Origin of the sequence: Cryobacterium arcticum (assembly GCF_001679725.1) — a bacterium.
Lineage (GTDB): Bacteria > Actinomycetota > Actinomycetes > Actinomycetales > Microbacteriaceae > Cryobacterium > Cryobacterium arcticum_A.
The window spans coordinates 3,955,052-3,976,035 of sequence record NZ_CP016282.1 but is presented as its reverse complement, the minus strand read 5'-3'; the positions used below and the strand labels follow the sequence as shown (position 1 = coordinate 3,976,035).

General features: G+C 65.4%; 25 protein-coding genes and 1 tRNA gene. 4 read left to right on the top strand and 22 right to left on the bottom strand.

Annotated features, from left to right (window positions below):
- Position 1: 1 nt before the first annotated feature.
- Entirely contained in the window at positions 2-1,765 is a 1,764-nt protein-coding gene (locus tag PA27867_RS18235; protein WP_167550869.1) for an SGNH/GDSL hydrolase family protein, read from the bottom strand.
- Between PA27867_RS18235 and PA27867_RS20995 the strand changes: the two genes are divergently transcribed.
- Positions 1,764-2,195 (top strand): DUF732 domain-containing protein, encoded by a 432-nt coding sequence (locus PA27867_RS20995; protein WP_066598471.1) that lies wholly within the window; start codon positions 1,764-1,766, stop codon positions 2,193-2,195. The two genes, PA27867_RS18235 and PA27867_RS20995, sit on opposite strands and share 2 nt — an antisense overlap.
- Here PA27867_RS20995 and PA27867_RS18225 read toward each other — a convergent pair.
- The 5 genes from PA27867_RS18225 to PA27867_RS18205 form a co-directional block, all read right to left on the bottom strand.
- A complete protein-coding gene (locus PA27867_RS18225; RefSeq protein WP_066598470.1) occupies positions 2,192-2,926 on the bottom strand; it encodes a hypothetical protein in 735 nt (244 codons plus the stop codon). The genes PA27867_RS20995 and PA27867_RS18225 overlap by 4 nt on opposite strands.
- Positions 2,926-4,077: a hypothetical protein gene (locus PA27867_RS18220; protein WP_066598469.1), complete on the bottom strand. Its 1,152-nt coding sequence runs from the start codon at positions 4,075-4,077 to the stop codon at positions 2,926-2,928. Before PA27867_RS18220 ends, PA27867_RS18225 begins: the two co-directional genes overlap by 1 nt.
- On the bottom strand, positions 4,074-4,853 hold the full coding sequence (locus PA27867_RS18215) for a hypothetical protein (RefSeq protein ID WP_066598468.1): 780 nt from the start codon (positions 4,851-4,853) through the stop codon (positions 4,074-4,076). Before PA27867_RS18215 ends, PA27867_RS18220 begins: the two co-directional genes overlap by 4 nt.
- Positions 4,846-7,719, bottom strand: coding sequence for a phage tail tape measure protein (locus PA27867_RS18210; RefSeq protein WP_066598467.1), 2,874 nt, complete (start codon positions 7,717-7,719; stop codon positions 4,846-4,848). The genes PA27867_RS18215 and PA27867_RS18210 overlap by 8 nt, the downstream gene beginning before the upstream one ends.
- 192 nt (positions 7,720-7,911) lie before the next feature.
- Complete coding sequence (locus tag PA27867_RS18205; RefSeq protein WP_066598466.1) at positions 7,912-8,436, bottom strand: hypothetical protein; 525 nt, start codon at positions 8,434-8,436, stop codon at positions 7,912-7,914.
- An 85-nt stretch (positions 8,437-8,521) separates the two neighbouring features.
- On the opposite strand from PA27867_RS18205, the gene PA27867_RS18200 reads away from it, so the two are divergent.
- From PA27867_RS18200 to PA27867_RS18190, 3 genes are read left to right on the top strand one after another with little or no spacing between them, the layout of a single operon-like run.
- Positions 8,522-8,704: a hypothetical protein gene (locus PA27867_RS18200; RefSeq protein ID WP_066598465.1), complete on the top strand. Its 183-nt coding sequence runs from the start codon at positions 8,522-8,524 to the stop codon at positions 8,702-8,704.
- The gene (locus PA27867_RS18195) at positions 8,701-8,964 is read left to right on the top strand and encodes a hypothetical protein (protein ID WP_066598464.1); all 264 of its coding nucleotides are present in this window, start codon (positions 8,701-8,703) and stop codon (positions 8,962-8,964) included. Before PA27867_RS18200 ends, PA27867_RS18195 begins: the two co-directional genes overlap by 4 nt.
- On the top strand, positions 8,961-9,152 hold the full coding sequence (locus PA27867_RS18190; protein ID WP_066598463.1) for a hypothetical protein: 192 nt from the start codon (positions 8,961-8,963) through the stop codon (positions 9,150-9,152). Before PA27867_RS18195 ends, PA27867_RS18190 begins: the two co-directional genes overlap by 4 nt.
- Positions 9,153-9,198: 46 nt before the next feature.
- On the opposite strand, the gene PA27867_RS18185 is transcribed toward PA27867_RS18190, so the two are convergent.
- From PA27867_RS18185 to PA27867_RS18110, 16 genes are all read right to left on the bottom strand, one after another.
- Positions 9,199-9,948, bottom strand: a complete 750-nt coding sequence (locus PA27867_RS18185) for a hypothetical protein (protein ID WP_066598462.1) — start codon at positions 9,946-9,948, stop codon at positions 9,199-9,201.
- 101 nt (positions 9,949-10,049) lie between these two features.
- A complete protein-coding gene (locus PA27867_RS18180; RefSeq protein WP_066598461.1) occupies positions 10,050-10,484 on the bottom strand; it encodes a hypothetical protein in 435 nt (144 codons plus the stop codon).
- Positions 10,477-10,869, bottom strand: coding sequence for a hypothetical protein (locus PA27867_RS18175; RefSeq protein WP_066598460.1), 393 nt, complete (start codon positions 10,867-10,869; stop codon positions 10,477-10,479). Before PA27867_RS18175 ends, PA27867_RS18180 begins: the two co-directional genes overlap by 8 nt.
- A 9-nt stretch (positions 10,870-10,878) precedes the next feature.
- A complete protein-coding gene (locus PA27867_RS18170) occupies positions 10,879-11,220 on the bottom strand; it encodes a hypothetical protein (protein ID WP_066598459.1) in 342 nt (113 codons plus the stop codon).
- A 9-nt stretch (positions 11,221-11,229) separates the two neighbouring features.
- Positions 11,230-11,649 (bottom strand): hypothetical protein, encoded by a 420-nt coding sequence (locus tag PA27867_RS18165; protein WP_066598458.1) that lies wholly within the window; start codon positions 11,647-11,649, stop codon positions 11,230-11,232.
- A 2-nt stretch (positions 11,650-11,651) separates the two neighbouring features.
- Positions 11,652-11,957: a hypothetical protein gene (locus PA27867_RS18160; RefSeq protein ID WP_066598457.1), complete on the bottom strand. Its 306-nt coding sequence runs from the start codon at positions 11,955-11,957 to the stop codon at positions 11,652-11,654.
- Between the two features lie 32 nt (positions 11,958-11,989).
- A tRNA-Trp gene (locus PA27867_RS18155) sits at positions 11,990-12,062 on the bottom strand.
- 50 nt (positions 12,063-12,112) lie between these two features.
- Positions 12,113-13,306, bottom strand: a complete 1,194-nt coding sequence (locus PA27867_RS18150) for an SU10 major capsid protein (protein ID WP_066598456.1) — start codon at positions 13,304-13,306, stop codon at positions 12,113-12,115.
- A gap of 9 nt (positions 13,307-13,315) precedes the next feature.
- A complete protein-coding gene (locus tag PA27867_RS18145) occupies positions 13,316-14,074 on the bottom strand; it encodes a hypothetical protein (protein ID WP_066598455.1) in 759 nt (252 codons plus the stop codon).
- A gap of 333 nt (positions 14,075-14,407) precedes the next feature.
- Entirely contained in the window at positions 14,408-15,157 is a 750-nt protein-coding gene (locus PA27867_RS18140) for an HNH endonuclease (protein WP_157109291.1), read from the bottom strand.
- Between the two features lie 78 nt (positions 15,158-15,235).
- Positions 15,236-16,450: a phage minor capsid protein gene (locus tag PA27867_RS18135; RefSeq protein ID WP_066598453.1), complete on the bottom strand. Its 1,215-nt coding sequence runs from the start codon at positions 16,448-16,450 to the stop codon at positions 15,236-15,238.
- A 14-nt stretch (positions 16,451-16,464) separates the two neighbouring features.
- Positions 16,465-16,641, bottom strand: coding sequence for a ribbon-helix-helix protein, CopG family (locus PA27867_RS20990; protein ID WP_167550868.1), 177 nt, complete (start codon positions 16,639-16,641; stop codon positions 16,465-16,467).
- A gap of 139 nt (positions 16,642-16,780) precedes the next feature.
- A complete protein-coding gene (locus PA27867_RS18125) occupies positions 16,781-17,308 on the bottom strand; it encodes a DNA N-6-adenine-methyltransferase (RefSeq protein ID WP_066598451.1) in 528 nt (175 codons plus the stop codon).
- Between the two features lie 68 nt (positions 17,309-17,376).
- Entirely contained in the window at positions 17,377-19,026 is a 1,650-nt protein-coding gene (locus PA27867_RS18120; RefSeq protein WP_066598450.1) for a phage portal protein, read from the bottom strand.
- A gap of 21 nt (positions 19,027-19,047) precedes the next feature.
- On the bottom strand, positions 19,048-20,334 hold the full coding sequence (locus PA27867_RS18115; protein ID WP_066598449.1) for a PBSX family phage terminase large subunit: 1,287 nt from the start codon (positions 20,332-20,334) through the stop codon (positions 19,048-19,050).
- Positions 20,324-20,809 carry a hypothetical protein gene (locus PA27867_RS18110; RefSeq protein ID WP_066598448.1) on the bottom strand — a complete coding sequence of 162 codons (486 nt, stop codon included), beginning with the start codon at positions 20,807-20,809 and terminating at the stop codon, positions 20,324-20,326. The genes PA27867_RS18115 and PA27867_RS18110 overlap by 11 nt, the downstream gene beginning before the upstream one ends.
- Positions 20,810-20,984 lie beyond the last annotated feature (175 nt).

Below are 20,984 nucleotides of genomic sequence, written 5' to 3'. Positions count from 1 at the left end.
GTTACGACGGGCTGAGGAAGTTCGCCATGAAGTCGGCGTACATCGCGTGGCCCTTGTTGTTCGGGTGGTTGCCGTCGAACCAGACGTCGGTCGTATCGCCGTCCTTTGCGTGCACGCGCAGGGTCATGTCAGCGACCAGCGTGTTTCCGTCCGTGGCCGCGAGCTCGTACATCGCAGTCACGAACCCCTGCCATGAGGCCGTCCGATCGCCCGACGCCCCGTACGGCATGAGTACAATCGGCTGCCAGGATGCGAACGAGCGGACAATGGTTAGCAGGTTGGTCATCGCCGCCTTGTACTCAGCTGCCGTCTTGTCCTGCGCCTGATCGTTCACGCCGAGCGCGAGGATGAACACTTGCGGCTCAACCGTCTTATACGCGGCGGGCCAGTTCGAAACCGTGTTGGCCGAGCCTGCCGCCCACTGGTCGGAGCGCCATCCGGAGTGGCCGCCGTCGTGCACCGTGATGCCCGTGGCCTGATCGCCGTCGCACTCGATCACGCCGTCGATGAACGATGAGGTGCCGCCCGTGAGTACGAGGGTATGCGCACCGGACGAACCCAGCGAGATGCCCGTCACCACGCCATCCTTCGCCGTAGCGGAGGTCTGACTGACGGTGACCGCCGCGCCGCCGTCAAGCGAGTAGGTGAACGAGGTGAACGTCGGGGCGGTCGGGTACATGATCCACGCGTAGCTACCCTTGAGCGCGAAGGTGGCCGTCTTGCCGCCGGCAATGTCAACCACACTGCGCTTCAGCCCGTAGTCCGTCGACCCCACCGTCACCCCGGCGCTGAGTGTGCAGGGCCATGTGAACGAGGCAAAGTCGCCCGTGTACTTCGCGCCGATGTAACCGCGCCCACCAGGGGACCCGGCCACGGGGAACTTGTTACGCAGGTTCGCGGCGAGCTTCGTCACCCACCGCTTCTCGATGGCAGTTGCGCCGTAGCCCTCAACGATGGAGTCACCGATCACTGCCACCTTCGCCGTGGTGTTGTCCCGGTTCGCCAAAGCTGCATACCAGGGCTGGAGGACTGTCGCGGCGTTCTGGTTGTGCGTACCGTCACGGGTGAGAGCGAGAACGTTCGCGGGGATAGCCGGCTTCGCGAAGAGTTCGTCGAGAGCACCCCGGGTATCCGAGGTGGGATTCTCCACGTAGCCTGCCGCAGCGGTATCGTTCGCTACGGCGTTCACTCCGTCGAGTCCCCGCGGGCCTCCAGGCCCCTCGGGGCCCTCAGGGCCGACGATGTTGCCGAGGTATTCGATCTGGTTGTTCATGTTCATCCTCTTCGCATCTCCGGTCGTTGTGTTCACCCAGACCCAGCCCACGGGCCAGGGAGACGGCTCTGATCCCTGCCAGAAGACCTGGGCGGGGTTCCATGTGGCGAGGTCATCTCGCATGCCCGCGATCTCGCCGCCGCCAGCGCGGGCGAAGAAGGTGAAGAGGTCCATGCTGCTGTAGCCCTGGATGGGGTCCAGCCACTCGGCTCGGGCGATGTACCGGCCGTTGCCTTCGCCCAAAAGCTCGTCCGAGGGCTGCAATGCGACGAAGAACGTGCCGTCGTAGAGGATCGTGGCGGGGACAGGCTTTCGTACAACGAGATAGCGACCGCTCGTCGCCTCGTTCTCAAGGCGAAACGTCAGCTGCGGGGCACTGGCGGTGATCGGGTTCAACCCGGCATCAGCCAGGGTGCCTGTGTATGTGGCGGTAGCCATGTGCCCTCCAAGGGGGTGATCGTAAAGTGTGCGTGTGGTATAGGCTTCGGCCATGTTCAAGATCGGGAAGCTCGCAGGATTCGCAGCGGTTGCAGTGCTCGCGTTGAGCGGGTGCAGCGCTGCGGGTGCGGGTGCGGGTGCGGATGTCGCGCGGAGCGAGGCGCCCGAGGTGGCGGCGATCACTGCGCCCACGGAATCTGCCACGCCTGTCGCCGAATCCGGGGAGGCCGAAGATGGCGAGGCGCGGTTCCTGCGCTCCATGCACAACGGGTCAGTGGCCGACCTGCTGGGCGCTACTGACCCGGAACTGCTTGCGGCGGGGCATCTGGCGTGTGCTCAGATGACAAATGGAACGGCCATCGATAGCGTCGACGTAATCCAGGGTGACGTTCCAGGCGAACAAAACCCGGGCTGGACCGACCGATCACTAGCCGGGATCGCCAGCGAAACCTTGTGCGTCGAGTTTGATCAGACCGCCAACTAGCCTGTTGCCTTGAACAGCCGCCCGGCCGAATCGATGTAGACGTTCGCGGCGTTGGCGCTCTCCGTCAGCCCACTAGCAAACGTCGCGCCGTCCGTAACCCGCACCGCCCGTGAACCCGAAACTAACTGCGCGCTGTTGGTGCTGGCCTCCACATATGGCGACCCACTGCTCACCATCCGCGCGCCGGTAGATGTGCCCTCTAGTGAGGCTCCGCTGCCGAAGTACAGAGCGGGGAGCCCGTTCGGGCCGACACCGAGTGTGATCGGTGCCGAGCCGGCTATCGTGATCTCTCCCCCTGGGCCAACAACTACGTCTCCGGTTAGGAGGACATTGCCAAGGATCTTGAGCAGACCAGCCATGTCAACATCGCCGGTGAAGTCGGACGCGCCGACCACATGGAGCGGCCCTTGCTGAGTCGTGTCCCCCTCGAACCGCGTGGTGCCGCGCGAGGTGAATGCCCCAGTGAAGAGTGCCGTGCCCGACGAGATCAGGTTGCCCGTCATCGTCGTAGCACCCTCGAGCAGGAACGCGCCGACCACCTTGAGCGTGCCGGTGACGATCAGCCAGCCCGACACCTTCTGCGAGCCCTTGACCAGCAGTGACTCGTTGCCGTTGAACTCCGTGTGCCCGTCCGTGACGGACGTGCTCCGGAGAGTCGGCGTCGTGCCCAGGTTGCGGGTCTTGACGGCCTGATCCTTCTCTGCGTTGCGGCCCAGAATGTCTCGCTGCATCAGGCGCCGCCGATCAGTTGGAATCCAGGGGTAAATGTGTCGCCCACGTCGCCATCGAGTGTGACGAGCTCGTGGCGCGACCACCCGTCAGCCATCAGCGGGTCTCCGGCGGAGTGGAGCATGAGGATGTCGCCCATGCGGAACGCGTTGACGTTCGGGGCGATGACGCCCTGCGAGTCGCGCAGTCCGCCTGTGAGCATCGTCGCCGTCCACTGTTCGGTCGCGTCGGTGTACGTTGCGAGGTCGGCGTCAGCGTGAGACTGCAGCGCCTCCGTGCCGTCCTCCTTGCCCTTGTACTGCTCCTGCCCCTCAAGGGCGACGCTCGCGGTGACCGTGCGCGCCGTCTTGACCGGCAGCAGCATCTCGCTGCCGATGCCGATGGCGAACGACACGTTGCGCATCTTCACGCCATCGATGTCGAGGTTCACGTCCTTCACCGCGGGGGTGTCGGAGTCGAGGTCGAACCACCACGTGTTGCCGGCTAGCCTCGGGTTACCGACGCGCAGGTTGATGTAGAACCAGCCCCCGTCCGGGTCCTGCTTGGGCTCCAGGTCCACGTCGGGGCCGTTGGGCATCGTCTGGACTTCCTGCAGCGCGTCCTCGACGGTGGTGAAGTTCCAGTCGTTGAACTTGCGGGTGAACGGGCCCGACTGGTCCCCGGCGGTGCTATTCAGCGCCAGGCCGGTCTCGGCGCGGATGGGCAGCCCGTAGTTGGATGATGCCCCTTGCGTACCAGACCAGACGATCCAGGGAATCATCGACCGCAGCGACCGGTTGGTCAGGTCGAGGATGTTGTCCACGGTGTCGCCCGAGTAGCCGTTGGTGCCGAACGTATACCGGCGGGCCAGGATGGCGCGGAAGTCCACGTGTCGGACCGTCCACTCCTTCCGTGTGCGGTTGTACTTGGCGCCGATGATGATGCCCCAGTAGATCGGGACACCGTTCCAGGAGGTGACGATCGACACGTCCCACGGCTTGCACGTTGAGCGCCAGTCGTAGCCGGGCGAGTTCGAGTCGCCCAGTTGGAACACGGTGGTCTTCTGACCGGCCGCGATTCCCAGCGCCCGCCCCCAACCCGATGCTGAGGGCTGGTAGACGGACACGATGGGCTGACCGGTCGCGGTGTTGACGAACTCGTGGGTGAACGTCATGCGTAGGTGTCCCTCCCGGAGTAGCCGAACGTGCCCGAACCGCTGACCGGCACACAGGTCATCTCGGCTTTCCACCCGCCAGGGATGGCCCACTGGTCGAAGCGGTCGACACCGTTGAAGAGCACCTCCCCGTTGATGCGGAGGAGGCGGGCGCCGAGGTCGATGGTGTGCGGCTGGTCACCGCTGACTGCACGGCTGACGATGATCGCCTTGCCGTCCGGGCCGTTGATGCGGTAGCCGCTGGGCATGTTCCCCGCGATGACGAGGACTACCGAGCCCTCATGGTTCCCGCGATTGATGGCGGTGAGCGTGGCGCCGGTCGCCACGGTGTCGCCGTTGAGCCCGCCGAACTGCTCACCCTTCGGGCAGTACAGCAGCAGCGAGAACGTCGCCTCCGGGAACTCCCCTTGCGGGGTGAACTTCGGTGCCGTGGTGACCTTCGCCGGCGCGAACCGGCTATCACCGAACTGCTTGACCACGAGAGGCTGCAACGGCTTGCCCTGCACACTGCGCAGCGCATCCCGCATCTGACCCAGGTCGCCGAGGTTCTTCGCCAGGGCGTACCCGCGGATGACCGGGGAACGGGATGACAGGGTGCCCTCGAGGTCGTAGTACCCGGAAGCTCCGGGGATCTTGATCTCTTCGACCTCGAGGTCCACGCCGTCTGTCCAGTCGCTCATCTCGGTGATGTGCCAGCCGTACGCGTTCGCATCCCCGCCGCCGAACATGCGCAGCGGGCCGTACGTGACGTCTAGGCCCTCGAGTGGATCAGCCATTTGCGCCCCTTAGAACTGCTTGAACTTCGTCACGCACGAGCGCGCCGATCCGGGCAAGGTCACCGCTAGCACCGTTGATGTTGACGTCGCCGGCCCAGGTCACGCCGCCCATTGGGACAGCCGCGGTGGAGCCTGCACGACCGCCACCTGCGAACGACTGGGCGCCGCTGGGGACAAGCTGGTAGCCGAACTCAGACGCCGCCTGAGCGAGGATCTGAGTGGACCGTCCGCGCTTCTCAGCAGCCGCGGGGATGTACCACTCCCCACCCGTCTCCGGTTCCGCCCAGACGCGCATCGTGCCCGCGCGGGCGAACTGTGCGACGTGGTTCTCACGGCCGCCGTTGGCGTAGAAGTTGACCTTCCCGCCGTCCGCCTTCGCGAGCACGCCGAGCCCATTGCCTGCCGTGCCGCTCGCGCGACCGGGGCTGAGTGCGTCCCGGACCGACCATGCGGCAGAGCGCAGAGCAGCGAGCTTCGCCTCGGCGTCCTGCGTATTGATGTACGCAGCCCACTCCGTCTCGGACGGAATCTTGAGGATCTTGTCCGCGAGATCCTGGGCAGCCTGACCGCTGATGCCCAGGTCGCCGATCCGGTCGAGCAGCGCTTGACGGCTTCCGTCGAGCGATGCCTTGTAGTCGGAGTAGCTGCCGCCCGAGTCGACGATTGCCTGGCCGGCGTCGAGCGCTGCCTGGGCGATATCGTCGAGCGCGGACTCGTTGGCCCGGCCTGCCTCGGTGGTGGTGTCGAGGGTCTGGCCGTTGTCGATGAGCGACTGATCGAAGCTGTCGTAGGCCTCCTCAAGCGCCCGGGCGGCCTCTCGTGCGTCGAGGTGCTGCCCGTTGAGCGCGTCGAGTTCCTTCGCGAGGTCAGTGATCGACGACACGACACCATCGACGGCATCCTCAACGGCCACGTAGGCGGGAGTCGCCTTGTCAGCCTCACCGGTGGACCCGGCCATGGCTTCCTTGTGCTCCTGCCACTTCACCCGTGCGTCCGCGAGCTCGCCCGAGGTGCTGGCGATGACCGCTTCGACGCTGTTGAACGAGTTGCTGAGCTGGCCGCTCTGGATGCCACTCTTCTCAGCTTCCGCACGGTGCTGGGCAAGGATGCCCGAGACCTCCTTGACGGCCTTTCCTTCGCCGAGTGCGGCGTCGGTCAGGGTGCCGAGGCTGATGCCGAGGAGCTTCGCGGTCTTCGCGGCGCCCGTCTTTTCCAGGTTAGAGATGACGGCCTCACGGGTGTTCTTCGTGAACGCGCCGGTGTTCTCGTCGAGCGAGTCGGTAAGGGTCTGCATCCGTGCGGCAGCGTCGGCCTGCTGGGCGCCGAACGCACCGAGGACGAGCACTGCGGCGGTGATCGCGACACCGATGAGGCCCGCGGCCGCCGCGGTCCCCTTCATGGTGGTGTTGAGCGCGCCGATGGCCGTGCGGAACTCGACGATCTTCGGCACAGCGAGCAGCGCCGTGCCACCGAAGAGCAGCACAGCAGCCGTGCCCACGCCGATCGCGAGAGCCGTACCCTGTGCGCTCTCATCGAGGGAGCCGTACCAGTCGGTGAGGCCGGTGATGATCTGCACCATGTCGCGCAGTACACCGTTGGCCTGCCCGCCGGTCTTGATGAGGATCGAGTCGAAGGACCCGCCGAGTCGCTCGAGGTCGCCCGTCAGGTTGTCGGTCTTCTTCGCGGCCTGCTCGGCGGCGTAGCCCTGGTCGTTGACGTTGTCGGTCCAGGTCTTCACGCCGGAAGCACCGGCCTTGTAGAGGATGCCTGCAGCGCTGGCAGCCTCAGCGCCGAAGATGGCACCGAGGGCTGCGGAGCGCGTCTGCTCGTCGAGCCCACCGAGGCCCTGTTTGAGCTGCTCGGCTGCACCCTGCATGCCGATGAAGTTGCCCTGGGCGTCGAACACGTTGATGCCGTAGGTCTTCATGGCCTCGGCGCCCTTGGCGACCGGGGAGGTGAGCGAGGAGATGACCGAGCGGAGGCCCGTGCCGGCCTTCTCGCCGAGGAGACCGTTTGCGGCCAGCAGTGCCAGCGTGCCCACGGTATCTTCGAGGGGGATGTTCAGCCGCGCGAAGGAGACGCCCACGTAGCCGAGGCCGAGTGATAGGTCTTCGACGGAACCCTGAGCCTTGCCAGCGCCCGCGGCGAGGAGGTCGGCAACATGCCCGGCCTGGTCACCCTTGAGCCCGAACACTGTGAGCGTCGTGGCGGCGATTTCAGCGGCCCGGGCTACAGCGAGTTCACCCGCGGCCGCGAGGGCCAGAGAGCCCTTCAGGCCGCCGCCGAGGATGTCGTTGACCGACACTCCCGCCTTGGCGAGTTCCGTCTGTGCGTCTGCGGCTTCCTTCGCCGAGTAGATCGACGCGGCACCCTGCTCGATGGCGGATGCTTTGAGCTTGTCCTGCTGCTCCTTGGTCGCCATGGTCGCGGCGGCCGTCTTCGAGGTGGCCTCGTCGAACTTGGCGTAGGTGCCGACCGTGAGCGCTGCCACGGCGGCAAACGCTGCACCGACACCGAGGGCTGCAGTGCCGAGGGTCTTCGCTGCGTCGTCCGATTCACGCTTGAGGCGTTCGACCTCCTGGGCTGCGGCCTTGACCTTTGCTGCCGCTGCTGCTGCCTCAGCCGCCAGGCGCTTTGTGGCCTGCGCCGCCGACTCGACTGGCGCTTTCGACTCCTTCGACGACTTGGAGGTCTTGTCGATCTCCTTGCTCAGGGGTGCGACCTTCTGGGCCGACTCCTGCGCGGTCTTGCCAACCTGAGCTACTGATTTCTCAGCGGAGTCCAGGTCCCTCTTGAAGACTTCCGTCCCCAGAGCTTGAATGCGGAACCCGATCGAGCCCGCTTCGAATGTTGCGCTTCCGGACAAGGGCCATCACCTCTTTCTGGAGCCATGACGACTCGTCGGAGTCGAGCAGGCGGTTGATGGCTGAACGGACGTAATGCCACGTCCTCGTGTCGAGGGCGCGGTCGAGGTCCGTGATGAGTCCGTGCTGAGCAAGGTCGAGTTCGACCTCGCCGAAAAGCTGGGGTAGTGCGAGCCCGTACAGCTCGACCGCGGTCAGGCTTGCGGCTTGGCGGGCTTCGGCTTCTTGGGCGCCTGCCGCTTGTTTGCTGGCAGCCTGTCGCGCGTCGTAGTAGGCCTGGCGGTAGGCAGGGTAGGTACCTGTGACTGGATCAGGGTCTCCAAGACCCCACTGGGCGCGGTCTGCGTTGGTAAGATCCCCAAAGTCAGGGCCAGGAGCTCCAGCGCTTTTTTTGCGCCCGTGAGTCCTTCACCCCCCGAGATGTAGGCGTTGACGCCGTGCATGCCGAGGACGGTCTGCCAGTAGAACGCGGGCAGGAGGATGTCCTGGGATTCGTTCAGGGATAGCTCGGTCTGCACGCGCTCGTAGACCTCCGCGCCAACTGCGCGCTGCAGCAAAGGTTCCATGCCCTCGGCGGGCAACGCGCCGATGGAGATGCGCAGGAACTCGTCTGTGAGAGCCTTGCCGTCACGCCCTCCGAGGGGTTCGATGATGAAGTCTTCTTCGATGCCGCCGAGGTGGAGGTGAAGGTTCCGGCCGTTGAGTGATGCGGTGATCATGAGCTTTTCTCCCTGCAGAGGTTGGTGTATATACATATTGCGGATTGTGTGCTACCTTGGTGCATATACACCAAGGAGATAAAACATGAAGCGCTCGACCATCCAGCAGGCCCCGTCCAACTCGGACAACACGATGAAGTTCTCTCTCGAATACGCCCACGAATGGTGGATGCGCTTCGGGGAGTCGTGCCCGATCAGCGGTGACGCCATCGCCCGCCGAAACGGGACCATGCTCGGCTCGTCCTTCTGGGCCGGAGTCGAAGCGTGAGCGCCGACGTGGTGACCATTGAGCGGGTGGACAAGCGCGCTTTCGAGAAGGCCTTCAAAAACGGAGAGCGAGTCGCGATCGTCAAAGACCCGAACTACTGGAAGTTCCCCTGGGACAACCAGATCGGCGGAACCCACCAGGTGCCCGGCCCGGTCGGCTTCACAAACGACCGCCTGACCCTCGAAGACATCTACTCGGATGGGCCGTCGCGCCCGGGCGAGGCCTTCCGCTACTGGGTGGTCGCTGAGGAGGAGGCATGACTGGGTGGTCCGACACTGCCAAGATGAAGCCCATGCCCAACAAGCCCAAGACCCCCCTGCGCGCCATCCGCATCTCAGACGAGGTGTGGGTGGCCGCTCAGGAGCGAGCGCTGGAAGATGGGCGCACGGTCTCGGACGTGGTTCGCGAAGCGCTCGTGAAGTACGGGAAGAAGCCCCGCAAGAGGTGAGTGGTGGGCGGCTGGCTCTCGTCAGCCGCCCATGTGGCGCTAGTGGTCAGGCCCCACGCGTATATGCGTAGGCAGTCGAGGCGCCGACCGCGTTGGTGACGATGATCGGAGCCGAGCCAGCGGAGCCGGCCGGGACCTCGAGCACGACGATGTTCGGCTCGCCGGGGATCTGCGAGATGGATGTCGCCGCGATGCCGCCGATGGTGGCCGCCGTGATCGCGCTGACGTTGTACCCGCGGCAGTACACATTGGCCGAGGCCACAGCGTTCAGCGGGAGCGCCGACGCGATGACCGGGATGCCCGAGCCGTTGATGGGCGACGTGATCTGGCGCACGACACCATCGGAGGTGAGCGTGAACTTGTACCCGCCCTTGTCGGCGAACCCGGTGGCGAGGTCGGCCACCTCGACGGTGAAGCTGCCCTCGATGGCTCCCAGTGCGGGGTCCTTCGCGTCGAACAGCTGGAAGTCGGCGAGGTTGCTGGACCCGCTGGCCTTGGCGACGTTGAGCAGGTCAATGAGCCACGCCTGGGCGATGGCCCCGGTGTTGTCTCGAACGGCCTCGGCGTCGAAGGTGATCACCCAGTTGTCGCCCAGCTTGCGCTCGGACGTGCGGCCCTTGTTGCCGTAGTTCTCGCGCTGGGCGGTGATCTTGGTGGGCACGGCGGTGACGTTGTTGAGGTCGCCGGTGATGTTGGCGAACGTGCCGCTGCGCTTGAACTGCAGGATCTTCTCGTGCGCGAGCGCGAGGGTTCCTGCGGTCTGGACGGTCGTGTCATACAGGGTCGGATCGGCCACGTGGGACTCCTTAGATTGTGGGCGAGGCCCAGGTGGGCCGTGGGTCTGGCGGGTCGCCAGGAAGCGCCACCGGGTGGGTGACGCTGGATTGTGGGGGTGGGTTACAGGCCGCGGCGGCCCATGAATGAGAAGGTCTGGAACCCGCCGTTGCGGCCGGAAGAATCGGCGCTGAGCGGCAGGTATGAGTACAGCGAGCACCATGCGATGTGCAGTCCCGGAGGCGTGTTCTGCTGCTGGTCGAGGATCAGGTTCAGGCCAGCGGCGAGGTTCTCCGCGTCGATGCCCGATCCCTTGATGCGGGACTCGATCTGCACGCGATAGAGCATGTCGGCGCGGCCGGTGGATACTGAGGCGAGGGAACGCAGCACCAGGGCGTTGTCCGATCCCGCGACGGTGGGCATGTTGCCGGTGGTGTAGATGCCTCGCTCACCGCTGACGTACGGCGCGGTGGGCTTGTACACGCCCATGCCCTGGTCGTGGATGTACTGGGCCAGGGCTCGCCGCAGGGTGACGTTGGGGGAAATTGGATCAACCACGTCCTGCCTCCATTGCGATTATCTTGCCGAGCTCGTCTTTGTTCTCTTCGGCTGGGCCGGAGAAGTAGTGCGAGGTTCGGTTGTTCTGGAAGTCGGAGTTGCCGGGGTAGCGGCGGCCGAGGGAGTCGACGAGCGCGCCGTCTTCATGCCATCGCTGGGCATACGGGGTATCCGCGATGACTCCGGCGTCTTCGCCAGGGTTGTCGGCGTGGACCGCGGCAATGCTCCCAACGAGCGTGCCTTCGTCGTCCATCGGCGCACGCGCAGCCGACAGCTTGACGAGTTCCTCGGCGGCCATGTTCTGCCCGCGCACGAACCCCGCCAGGATGCCGTCTGTGATTCTGGGGAAGTGGCTGGACAGGTCTACGTCAATGCGAACGCCCATCGTCGCCTCCTACAGGTAGAGCTCGACGTGCGAGGGTGTGCGCGGGTAGGAGTAGAACGCTGACGAGAGCACATCCGCTGTGCGTTCCCGCGGGGTGCCCTTGTAGACGGTGACCTGCGAGCCGGGCAGCACGTCGTCGTCGGTGAGGATGACGATGAACTCGCTGCTCGTGACCTCGGCGCCGGCGGTGGAGGACGTTGAGCGCCGATCCACGATCAGCTTCGACTTCTGCTCGACGTACGCGGGCCGGGAGAGCACCGGAGCAGCCCAGACTGGCCCCTCTGCGCCCTCGCCGGTCAGCCGGGTGATGTCGATGCGGTGGGGGAGGTGTCGTGCGCGCAGACGAGCCACAGGGACCTCCTACGTGTGCGAGATGATGGCGGTCAGGAGGCCCGCGTTGCTGAGGATGGCGACGGCCTTCTCACCGATGCGGGTGGTGAGCTTGTCGCGCGGGCTCGCGGCCGTCTGGTTCGACGACGTGGTGCCGAGCGACACAGAGCCGATCTTCACCGCGCCCTGCTGGGCTTCGGCGCCGGTCGGGTCGTCCGTGATCTCCCAGTGCTCGACGATGGCGACCGTGGCCTCGGTGAAGGCGTCGGACACGTCGGCGTCGGTGGGGTACCCGTCGCTGTCCACGTTGAACCGGGAGAGACTGGTCAGCCCCTCGACCTCAATGGACGCGGACCGGAGCCGCTTGCCGAGCTTGATGGGGTCACCATCGAAGGGCTCCTCGGCGAGGTTGCCGTAGTCGGCGCTGGTCGCGTAGACGCGCTGGGCCATGGTTAGGCCTTCCGGGTGCGGCGGGGCTTGGGGAGCGTGAACTCCTCGTAGACGCGCGGCTCGCCCTCGACCGCATCGGGCAGCGGCGGGAGCGGGTCCACGGTGCTGTTCTCGTCGCCGAGCCACACCTCGAACATCCCATCGGCGTCGGGGGTCAGCTCGACCGTGTAGCCGTGCTGAACCAGCGCGGCCGAGAGGATCGGCTTGTCGCTCAGGTCGACCTCGGCCACACCATCGGTGAACTCGATGCCGCCGAGACGATCCGTGACGATGCCGACCTGGGGCTGGGGGTGGAGTACGCGGGCCATGATGTGCCTCCTCGGCGTGGTGGATGGGGTTGCGAAGTGAGCAGGAGTCGAACCTGCGACCGGCGGGTTTGGAATCCGCAGCTCTGGCCTCTGAGCTATCACTCCAAGTGCCGGCCCCGAAGCGGTGGAAGACGCCTCGGGACCAGCAGGTATTGCTAGGCGAACACGGGCAGGCCACGCAGCTGGGCGTGAGCCTTCTCGTTGCCGTACTCCAGGCCGATCTCGCCGTAGATCTGGGTCCGGTCAGCAGCGCCGACCTTCGCCAGGGGCTCCTCGAAGAAGTGGCCCTTGCCGTCGACCTCGAGGAAGAACGGCGCGAGCTGCTCCAGCGAGACGATCGCGAGAGCATCCTGGGGCAGCTGACGGTCGAGCATGATGTTCAGCGTGCCGAAGTCAGTCTCGATGGTCGTCAGGTTCACCCCGCCGACGTTGCGGGTGCCGGCCATGGGGTTGGCCTTGCCGTACGCGGCCGCGTAGGTCGCGGTCAGGTTGCGCTTCTGCGAGGAGTTCACGGCGATGGTGGCCGAAACCACGTCGCCGAGTCCGCCGTTGTCGTACGCCTTCTGGAACAGCGTGTTGTACGTGTCCAGCGTCGGGGCGGCCGAGGACACCGGGATGACCTTGACGCCGGTCGCGGTGCCGATGATGATGGCAGCGCCGCCCACGGTCGCAGCGACCTTGAACGACACGGTGGTGGCGACCGACTGCACGAAGTACACGCGGCCGATGACCACGGCGCCCGAAGCACCACGGCTGGTGAAGATCACCTTGTCGCCGACGCTCAGCGAGTGAGTGCCGGTGATGGTGTCCGTCGCCGCGGTGGCGAGGATCTCCGCGTTGCCGTAGATGACACGGTTAGTGGCGATCGCCTGGAGCAGGCCGCGAGTCTTCCGCACGGTCGTGTTGTCGACCGGCTTCTGGTACTCGCCGTTCCAGAACGCGTGGTTCACGTCCTTGGCGATGGCCTTGAGCTCGAGCAGCACCTGGTGGTCGTGCTCGCTCGTGACCGGGTTCTCGCCGGCGACGCCCGCGGTGGTCGTCTTCTGCGGGGTGGCCTGCTTGGTGTAGCTGGTCTCCACTGCGGAGTGGTGGATCTCGGCGATGTTGGTCGCGTTCGCGCGGACGCGAGCCTGACCCTGGGGTGCGTTGGCACCTTCGAGAGCGACGTTCTGGTCGCTGTCACGGAGGTCCTCAAACTGCCACTCCTTCTCCACGGTCTTGACGGACACGCCGCCAGTGAGACCGCCGATTGCGGAGAGCAGCGGGGTGGATTCGGGGGTGACCTGGAACAGTTCACCGACGAAGTTGGGCAGGTTGTAGGTCGTACTCTGACCAGTGATACCGGGCATGTGTGCTCCTTATGAGCGTTTGGCGTCGGCGATGCGGCGCTTGAGAGTGATGGAGAGTTGCATGTCGCCGGCCTTCGTCGCTGCAGCGAGCTGCTTCTCGAGGTCGGGGACCTGCCCACCCTGGTGATCCGTGCTGCCTGAGCTCGGCGGGGTGGTCTTAAGCGCTGCGTTCGCCTGGATTGCAGCTTTGATTTTGGCCGTGATGGCCGCTTCATCGGTCGGTTCTACCGAGGCGATGGAAGTCTTGAAGTCCTCGTTGGCGAGGAGGAGGCGTGCGGATCCGCCGAGGCCGTGGGATAGGATGGCGACGGCGGTGGAGAGCTGGCCGGCCTTGACCGACGCCTGCGCCTTGGTGAGGTCGCCGTCCTTCTCGGTGATCTTCGACGTCAGGTCGGTGACCTTGGCCGCGAGCTTCACCGGGTCGGTTTCCTCCTGCTCGCCGCCGCCGAGGAGCTTGGCGAACTGGGCCAGCGTGTCCTTCTGCGCCTTGTCGGCTGCAGCCTGGATCGCGGCGTCCGTCTTGGTCTTCGCGGCGGCAGCGTCGGCGCGCAGGTTCTCGACGAGGCGGAAGGCGCGCTCAGGGTCGAAGTTCTCCTTCGTCCACGGTGCGTTGTCGCCGCCCTGGTCGTTCTGCTGCTGCTGGCCGCCCTCGTCGCCGCCCTCGCCTTCGCCGTAGCGGATGCCCATGAGGGCGTGGCGGGTGCGGCCGATGACCGCGAGGCCGTCGATGTCGGCGCGGACGGGGATGGTGCTGGTCTTGATGTTCACTGTGTGCTCCTCTGCGCCACCTGGACGCTGTTGGATGAAGCACCGGCCCTGCGCCGATGCGAACCCACCCCGCCCTGTGCAGGCAGAGCGGGGTGAGTGTGTTGGTCGTCGAGGTGGGTCGGAATCTGACCTCAGCGAGCTAATTGCATACTGAGTATTTGATTTAGTCCACGGGTTGACACGTGTGCTACTCGGAATTCCTTTGTAGGAATCCACAGCGCGACATCCGAGAGGGCCAGATTCCGACCCATCTCGACGAGTCAGCGGCCGTCAGCCGCGGGGCACGCAAAAGCCCCGCAGAGCGAACTGCGGGGCTTGTTGGTGGGGGATTGGTCAGGCGGCGAGGTTGAGCTTCACGAGGGCAGGCACTGTGACGCCGGGGGATTCCCACGTCGCCTTCTTGCTGCTGTTGCAGCTAGTGCAAGCTGGCCTCAGGTTCGATGGCCAGTTCGATCCACCCTTGCTCAGCGGCTTCACATGGTCGATGCCCTGCCATGCGGCACCGCACATCCAGCACTTGCCGCCGTAGTAGGCGACGCGAGCGGCTACCTGCGCGATCGTCGAGTGTCCGGGGGCATCCCGCTTGAGCGCCTTCCGCCTACTGGTCAGCACGCGCACCCTGTCGCGGTTCGCCAGCTTCCATGCAAGCGTCACAGCAGCCGTCTCGGCGAGGTGGGCACGCCTGTAGGCGCGGTCACTTGCACTCTTGGTCGCTTTCCGGTGAGGCTGGTCGCGAGCGGCCTTGAGCTTGTCCGGGTTAGCCCGCACCCATGCAGTTGCGGCGGCGATCGAGGCTTCCCGGTTGGCCGCGTACCAGGATGCGTGGTGAGCGCGTTCCTCTTCGAGGTGGTTCGCCCGGTAGTCGCGGTCGTGCTGCGCCTTCGCGCCCGGGTTGGCGGCGTACCATGCCTTCTGGTCTTCCCGGCGCTTGTCCATGTTCAGGAGGCGCCATGCGGCGAATGCGGCCGACCTGCACGCTTTGCACTGGGATTCGTGACCGTCTTTGCGCTGCCGGTTCTTGCTGTACGCATCCAGGGACTTGGACTCGCCACACTTCGTGCAGGACTTGGTACTGTTGGCCATGTCGGCCACCGCCTCAATCGGTAGGTCGAAAGGCCTCCTCGGTGCTACAACACCTTGGGGGCCGCTTGTACTTCTAGGCTACCGCCCATCTGCGAACGACAGGGCCTCGCGCGCCGAATTCCTTTTTCTGCCGGTGAGGTTGAGGTGTTCTCGAAGTTGGGCCTGCTTGGCCCGGATCTTCGCCTTAGCGCGCTGTGCAGTCACCGGGTCGCCCGCAGCGGCCTGCTTGCGCTTGGCAGCGCGAATGTCGACCTCGAGCTCGCGCTGCCTTGTGCGTGCCCACTCGGCCTTCGGGTCGTACTCGAACCCGGCTTGCGGGATCGACAGGCCGGGCAGGTACGCGGTGAACTTGTGCGAGCAGTTCGGGTGCATGAGGCCTGCGTTGCGCGCGCCATCCGTGGTCCCGGCGATGTTGACCGTGACCTCGGTGTCCTGCGTGGCGTGCGGCAGGATGACCGTGCCCGTCGTGCCGTCCGTGGAGAGGATCTTGCCGACCCACGGTGCACACTTCGCACACGACGAGTCACTGCCCTGCACGGTGACGAGGTTGATGCCCGACTGCTGCATCCGCCACACGCCGGCATCGTTGAACGCCCGTGCGACGGTGGTGCGGCCGGCCATCTCGGCGTACGTACCGATGCGCCAGTTGCGTCCGCCCCGGTCGGTGAAGCCTTGGATGCCCTCGGAGAGGAACTGCTGCACGTTGGCGTTCTGCGCCTGGAGCTTCGTCTGCACACCGAGGAGCACGTTGGACGAGTTCATGGCGACGATGCGCTGGAACGCATCGACGGGCAGTCGGGTGATCCTCTGGTTCAGGATCTCAAGGCTGGACTGGAGCGAAAGCTGTGTAGCCGCTGTCGCCTGTGTGGCCGTGCCGTTCAGTGTGGTCCGTGCGGGCAGCCTGCGGGCCATGGAGAGCCGTGCAGCAGCCTCCGCTTCCCCCTGGGTGGTAGCGGCGCTGATAACGTCCCTGGCGAGGTTTTCCGCCCTGAGCGCATCCGCCGTGGTGAGCGCCAGGAGTCGAAGCTCGCGGAGTGAGCGCGCCCGGTGACCGTCAAGCTCAGCGAGCGCCCGGTTGCGGTCGATCGCGTACCGAAGACCGGCGACCCGATCCGACCCGGCAGCGACCGCCGCGTTGAGCTTGGCCTGCAGCTCCACATCCCGGTACGCCCGGACTGCGACAGCCCGGAGCAGCGTGTCCTCGGCGGTTTGGTACCTCTCGGCCAGGGTGCGGCCGAGGTCGGAAATGAGGTCTTCGGCGCTGATGTTGGGGTCCGGGGCGAAAAGAGCCATCCGGACCCCCGATGCTATTGCGCCTTCGTAGCGCGGTTGGTGGCGCTCCTGCGAGCGTTGTACCGTTCGAGTGCCTCGCGTACGACCTCGCTGACCGTGCGGCCTTCAGCAGCCGCGTTTTGCTGAGCGGCTTCCCATAGCTCGTCCGAGATGCGGATGGAACGCAGCGGGGTCTTGGGCTTGTTGGGCATGGCCTTCATTGTCGCAGGCGTGAAGACCTCGAAGGCCGCCACTAGACGTCGTCCCTTCGGTCGTCCTTGTACATGAGCATCGACACCAGCGCTCCCACCGCGAGTCCGACCAGGATCGCGGCTGGGATGTCGTAGGCGCTCATACCATGGCCCCCATCTGATCGCGACCCCAAATGAGGAGCGCGCAGCCGAACGGTGGGCGCTCATTCGGCCCGATCTCCGTCTGGCCCGCCTTGATGAACCGGAGACGACCCGGCAGGAACTCGACGGTCAGCGGTGAGTTGGGCCGGTCGCGGAAGGGTTCCACGAGCTCCTGCCACCACTTCTGCTCGACACGGTTGGCGGGGAGCAGCATGACGATTCCGCGCGTCTCCGGGTACTCGGTCCACGCCTTGTCCACCCACGAGTACAGATCAGAGTAGGGCGGGTTGCACCAGACGCGCTCACCGGTCCACGGCTGCATGAGCCCGTCGTCGGCGCGGGTGAAGTAGCGCTCGCACTTCGCGTTGTGCGCGGCAGCGGCGGCATCGAGCGTGAAGCCGCCGAACCGCTCGTTCCACGGGTCGAAGTTGATCGGGTGCGTGCCGCGATCGTCCACTTCGTCCAGCGCGCCGCGCTTGCCGATCTGCTGGGGATGATTCGACGCCTTGAATCCAACTACGCTCACTGTGATCTCCTTTGGTGTATATACACCAAGCTAGCACGGATGCTGCCTCGATGCATATACACCGCGAGTCAATCTGTAACGTCGGGTGCAGCGGGGTTAGCCTCGTCCAGTGGCCCAGTGATGAGCGTGGGATCAGCCTCGGGCCCCATGCCGCGCTCCTCCTGGATCAGCTTGACCTCTTCGTCGACCTTGCCCTCATCCCAGTCAGGACGGACGTCCATGACCTTCTGACGGGTCGAAGCAGCACCGGCTACGTCGAGAAGGCCGACGATGCGGGCGATCTTCTCCGGGTCCATCTGCGACACCGGGGCGAACGTCACATCGGGCAGCTCGTCGTAGAACTTGCCGCCCTCAGCGGGGAACACGGTGCCGTCGATGGCGAGAGCCACCTGGGCGAGCCGTGCGAGCGCCGGCTTGAGGTAGAGCGCCTTCTGGTCGCGGGTGGCCTCCGACTCGGTGTAGTCGGCGGTGACCTCCGTGGCCGTCTTCGCGCCCTGCTCGGCCTTCAGGCCGAGGTGGGCGGGGGAGATGCCGCACTCGTTGGCGATCTCGTGCTTGATGGCCGCGATCGCTGCGAGGTGCTCTTCGTAGCGGATGTCGAACTGCGAGATGGTCAGCTGCGAACTCAGCGAGTCGCTGGACTTGCCCAACGCCTCCAGGCCCGAGTAAACGGTCCGTTCGATGTCGAGCTTGCCGCCCTTGCCGCGCCCCATGTTCTCGAGGTACGCCTCGGGGGCGGTGATGCGGCCCTTGCCCAGGTCGAAGTCGATGTCCAACGAGGACCACCACTTGTCGATCTTGTCGAACAGCGGCTCCTTGCCCGCGAAGTCCGACCGGCCCAGGTTGGCGAGCACACCCATGCGGCGCCACTCGATCTGAGGCAGGTTCGGGTAGTAGACCACCGCGAGCTCGTCGACACCGGTGGCGACGATGACCGTCTCGTCCCACGAGGTGGGGTCTTCGATCGCCATGTCAAGCTCGCCCTGTGTGCGCAGGCCGTTGTAGTGCGCTGTCTCCGCGAGGGAGCCCAGCGGCACCACAGGGCCGAGGGTCTTCGTGCCGCCCTTGTGCAGGGTGAACGAGATGAAGCCGCGGTCGTGCCGCTCGAGCAGCCGGAACACGTCATTGCCGTGCACGTGCTCGGTCCACAGGGTGACGCTGGTGAGGATGCCGTCCTGGAACTCGGGGATGGCACAGTCGGCCGCATAGCTGCGGATGCGCACGTGCGAGCGCAGGCGGGCGTTCCAGGTGACAGCGAGGAACCCACCGCCGAGCGCCGCAGCCTGCTCGGTAGACTTGAGCAGTTCGGCCTTGGTCTCGTCGGACTGCATGATGACGTCGAGGCGCGCCTGGCCGGGGTGAACCCACGGCTTGTCCTTGTCCACCACCACGTCGTCGGGCTTGCCGTAGGCGATCTTCACACCCTCGCCGACGAGCAGCGTGGCCGAGAGCCGGGCGAGCACAGCGGGCACACCAACGTGCATGCGCGCACGATCCTCGCCCTCGACGACGGGCTGGCCCACCCACATCTTCGCGAGGTTGCCGAGCACGCCGCCCTTGTACGCACGACCCTTGACGGTGTGCGTGGCCGTGCCGACGCCGGCGTAGAGCTTCTGCAGGAACTCCATATCACCTGCCCACCAGGCGTCGTGCTCGCTGTAGCGGGCCGCGGCGAGGTCGAACGGGGCGGGCGGGAACTGGTCTGATTCGGAGGCCATGTGTACTCCGTTCAGAGTGGGTTAGGCGGCGAGCTTCACGTGTTGGCGCCAGATGGATTCGGTGGTCTGCAGGGCGTAGCGTGCGGCGTCCTGCGAGTGGTCGTTGGCCTTGACGGGCTTGTCCTCGCCCTTCTCAGATGACTTCGCATCCCACACGTACTCGGTGACTTCCTTCTGCCAGCCAGGGCAGCGCTCAGTGACGAGCAGCTTCCCGGCAGACAGCACTGAGGCGACCGTACGAATGCCGTTGAGCACGTCGTTGTCGGCCTGTGTGGAGAGCAGCCCGTCCTGCTGCAGTTGCACCCGGAAGGATGCGGCAGACGGGTCGAGCACGATGTAGTCGGGGGTGAGCTGCATCTGGTTGGCCGGCAGGTGAGGGTCAGCGAGCCATCTGCGCAGCCGGCGTGAGAGTTCGACGTCGGTGAGCTTCTGCTTCTCCGCGATGGACTCGTAACGCCACTCGTCGACGAGGTACAGCTTCGAGTGCTCTTTGCCGTACAGGTCGGTCTGCGTCGCCATGCCGAGCATGAGAGCAGCTGTGGGGTTCGTGGTGCCGTAGTCGATGCCGACCGCGATGAGCTTGCGCATGGGGGGCAGGTCGGCCCACGGGATCGTGTGCTTCGCCGGATCCCACATGTCGAAGATCGCGCCCTCAGCGTTCGACCACTTGCCGAGGATGAACCGGTCGTAGAACGCCCCGGTGAACGAGGCCTTCATGTCAGCCACATACTGGGCGGTGAGCGAGGGGTTGTCGTCCATGACGAACTCGAACACGATCATGTTCTTCGCGTCGGCGTTGAGCATGTACTGCTGACGCAGCCAGTGGTTGAACGAGCCCGGGTTGGTCGTGGCGAGGAGTCGAGCAGTGGGGACGCGCAGACGAGTCAGCAGCATCTCCCAGAAGCCCACAGGTAGCAGGGTCGCCTCATCGACGTAGGCGATCTCGATCGTCGCGCCGCGGATCTTCTCCTCAGAGCGGGCATCGTTGGCGCCGACAAGGTGCACTTCACGGCCGAGGATGGTCGCAGTGTTCGACCCTCGTGTGTGTAGCACCTGGCCGGCCAACGCGCCGAAGAGTTCCACCTGCTGCAGCGGGTCGATGATGTTGCGCTCGATGGTCTGCAGCGTCTTGCCGACGATGACGATCAGGCCGGTCCCTTGCGCCTCACGCACAGCGATCAGGAACGCGAAGTTAGCCGCGATGGTCTTGCCGCCAGAGACAGCGCCGACCCACAGGGCGATCTTGCGCAGCTTCGACCGCACGATGGACGAGATCTGCTTGCGAGACAGGCTCGGGCTACTCAACATCGGTGACGTCCTGAGCCTCGAACCCTGCAATGAGCGCATCCACCAGCGAGTTCGCCGTGATCACGCCTGAGGTGTCCTTCTCGAGCACCTTCGTGAGCTTGTCGAACACGATGGCCGCGGACGTGACGATCGTGCGCCGAGCCTCAACAGGCGCCGAGTCCAGTGTCGCCTCAGCGAAGGTGTTGTCCTTCCCGCCGAAGTTGAACACCGTGAAGGGCTTGTCGATCATGTCAAGCATGTCGTTCGCCGCGGTGTTGAGCCGATGGGCAAGAGTGAGCCGGGCGTCAGCGAGATCCACCGAGCGGGCCGCTTGTGCGTCTTTTGTGCTTGACCGGTCAAAGGTGCGGTCATTCGCTGCGCAGACGTTGGTGACTGATCCTGCACTGACACCGGTTTGACGGGCGATCTCGTTGCGGGCTAGCCCCTTGTCGTGCAGGGAGAGGATCTCGTCTCGCTGGGCGTCGGTGAGTGCCATTGGTCATCACCTCGATGTGCGCCGCCTGGACGCTACGGGAGAGGCTGGGCCTCGGGTCGAATTGGTCACTCCCGCGTCTTTACGGGGTTTTCGTTCTGGCGGGGTGGTCTAACCCCGTGTTTCTGGAGACCTTGGAGCGTCGGAACGGTCAGATGTCGGCCGGATCGCAGCACTC

Bases quoted from the DNA above. Each gene is read 5' to 3' on its own strand.
- PA27867_RS18175 (WP_066598460.1), bottom strand. From the start codon at position 10,869: ATGGGCGTTCGCATTGACGTAGACCTGTCCAGCCACTTCCCCAGAATC.
- PA27867_RS18220 (WP_066598469.1), bottom strand. From the start codon at position 4,077: ATGACGTTCACCCACGAGTTCGTCAACACCGCGACCGGTCAGCCCATC.
- PA27867_RS18115 (WP_066598449.1), bottom strand. From the start codon at position 20,334: ATGTTGAGTAGCCCGAGCCTGTCTCGCAAGCAGATCTCGTCCATCGTG.
- PA27867_RS18190 (WP_066598463.1), top strand. From the start codon at position 8,961: ATGACTGGGTGGTCCGACACTGCCAAGATGAAGCCCATGCCCAACAAG.
- PA27867_RS18205 (WP_066598466.1), bottom strand. From the start codon at position 8,436: ATGATCACCGCATCACTCAACGGCCGGAACCTTCACCTCCACCTCGGC.
- PA27867_RS18160 (WP_066598457.1), bottom strand. From the start codon at position 11,957: ATGGCCCGCGTACTCCACCCCCAGCCCCAGGTCGGCATCGTCACGGAT.
- PA27867_RS18110 (WP_066598448.1), bottom strand. From the start codon at position 20,809: ATGGCACTCACCGACGCCCAGCGAGACGAGATCCTCTCCCTGCACGAC.
- PA27867_RS18150 (WP_066598456.1), bottom strand. From the start codon at position 13,306: ATGCCCGGTATCACTGGTCAGAGTACGACCTACAACCTGCCCAACTTC.
- PA27867_RS20990 (WP_167550868.1), bottom strand. From the start codon at position 16,641: ATGCCCAACAAGCCCAAGACCCCGCTGCGTTCCATCCGCATCTCGGAC.
- PA27867_RS18135 (WP_066598453.1), bottom strand. From the start codon at position 16,450: ATGGCTCTTTTCGCCCCGGACCCCAACATCAGCGCCGAAGACCTCATT.
- PA27867_RS18140 (WP_157109291.1), bottom strand. From the start codon at position 15,157: ATGGCCAACAGTACCAAGTCCTGCACGAAGTGTGGCGAGTCCAAGTCC.
- PA27867_RS18225 (WP_066598470.1), bottom strand. From the start codon at position 2,926: ATGCAGCGAGACATTCTGGGCCGCAACGCAGAGAAGGATCAGGCCGTC.
- PA27867_RS18235 (WP_167550869.1), bottom strand. From the start codon at position 1,765: ATGGCCGAAGCCTATACCACACGCACACTTTACGATCACCCCCTTGGA.
- PA27867_RS18165 (WP_066598458.1), bottom strand. From the start codon at position 11,649: ATGGCCCAGCGCGTCTACGCGACCAGCGCCGACTACGGCAACCTCGCC.
- PA27867_RS18215 (WP_066598468.1), bottom strand. From the start codon at position 4,853: ATGGCTGATCCACTCGAGGGCCTAGACGTCACGTACGGCCCGCTGCGC.
- PA27867_RS18200 (WP_066598465.1), top strand. From the start codon at position 8,522: ATGAAGCGCTCGACCATCCAGCAGGCCCCGTCCAACTCGGACAACACG.
- PA27867_RS18120 (WP_066598450.1), bottom strand. From the start codon at position 19,026: ATGGCCTCCGAATCAGACCAGTTCCCGCCCGCCCCGTTCGACCTCGCC.
- PA27867_RS20995 (WP_066598471.1), top strand. From the start codon at position 1,764: ATGTTCAAGATCGGGAAGCTCGCAGGATTCGCAGCGGTTGCAGTGCTC.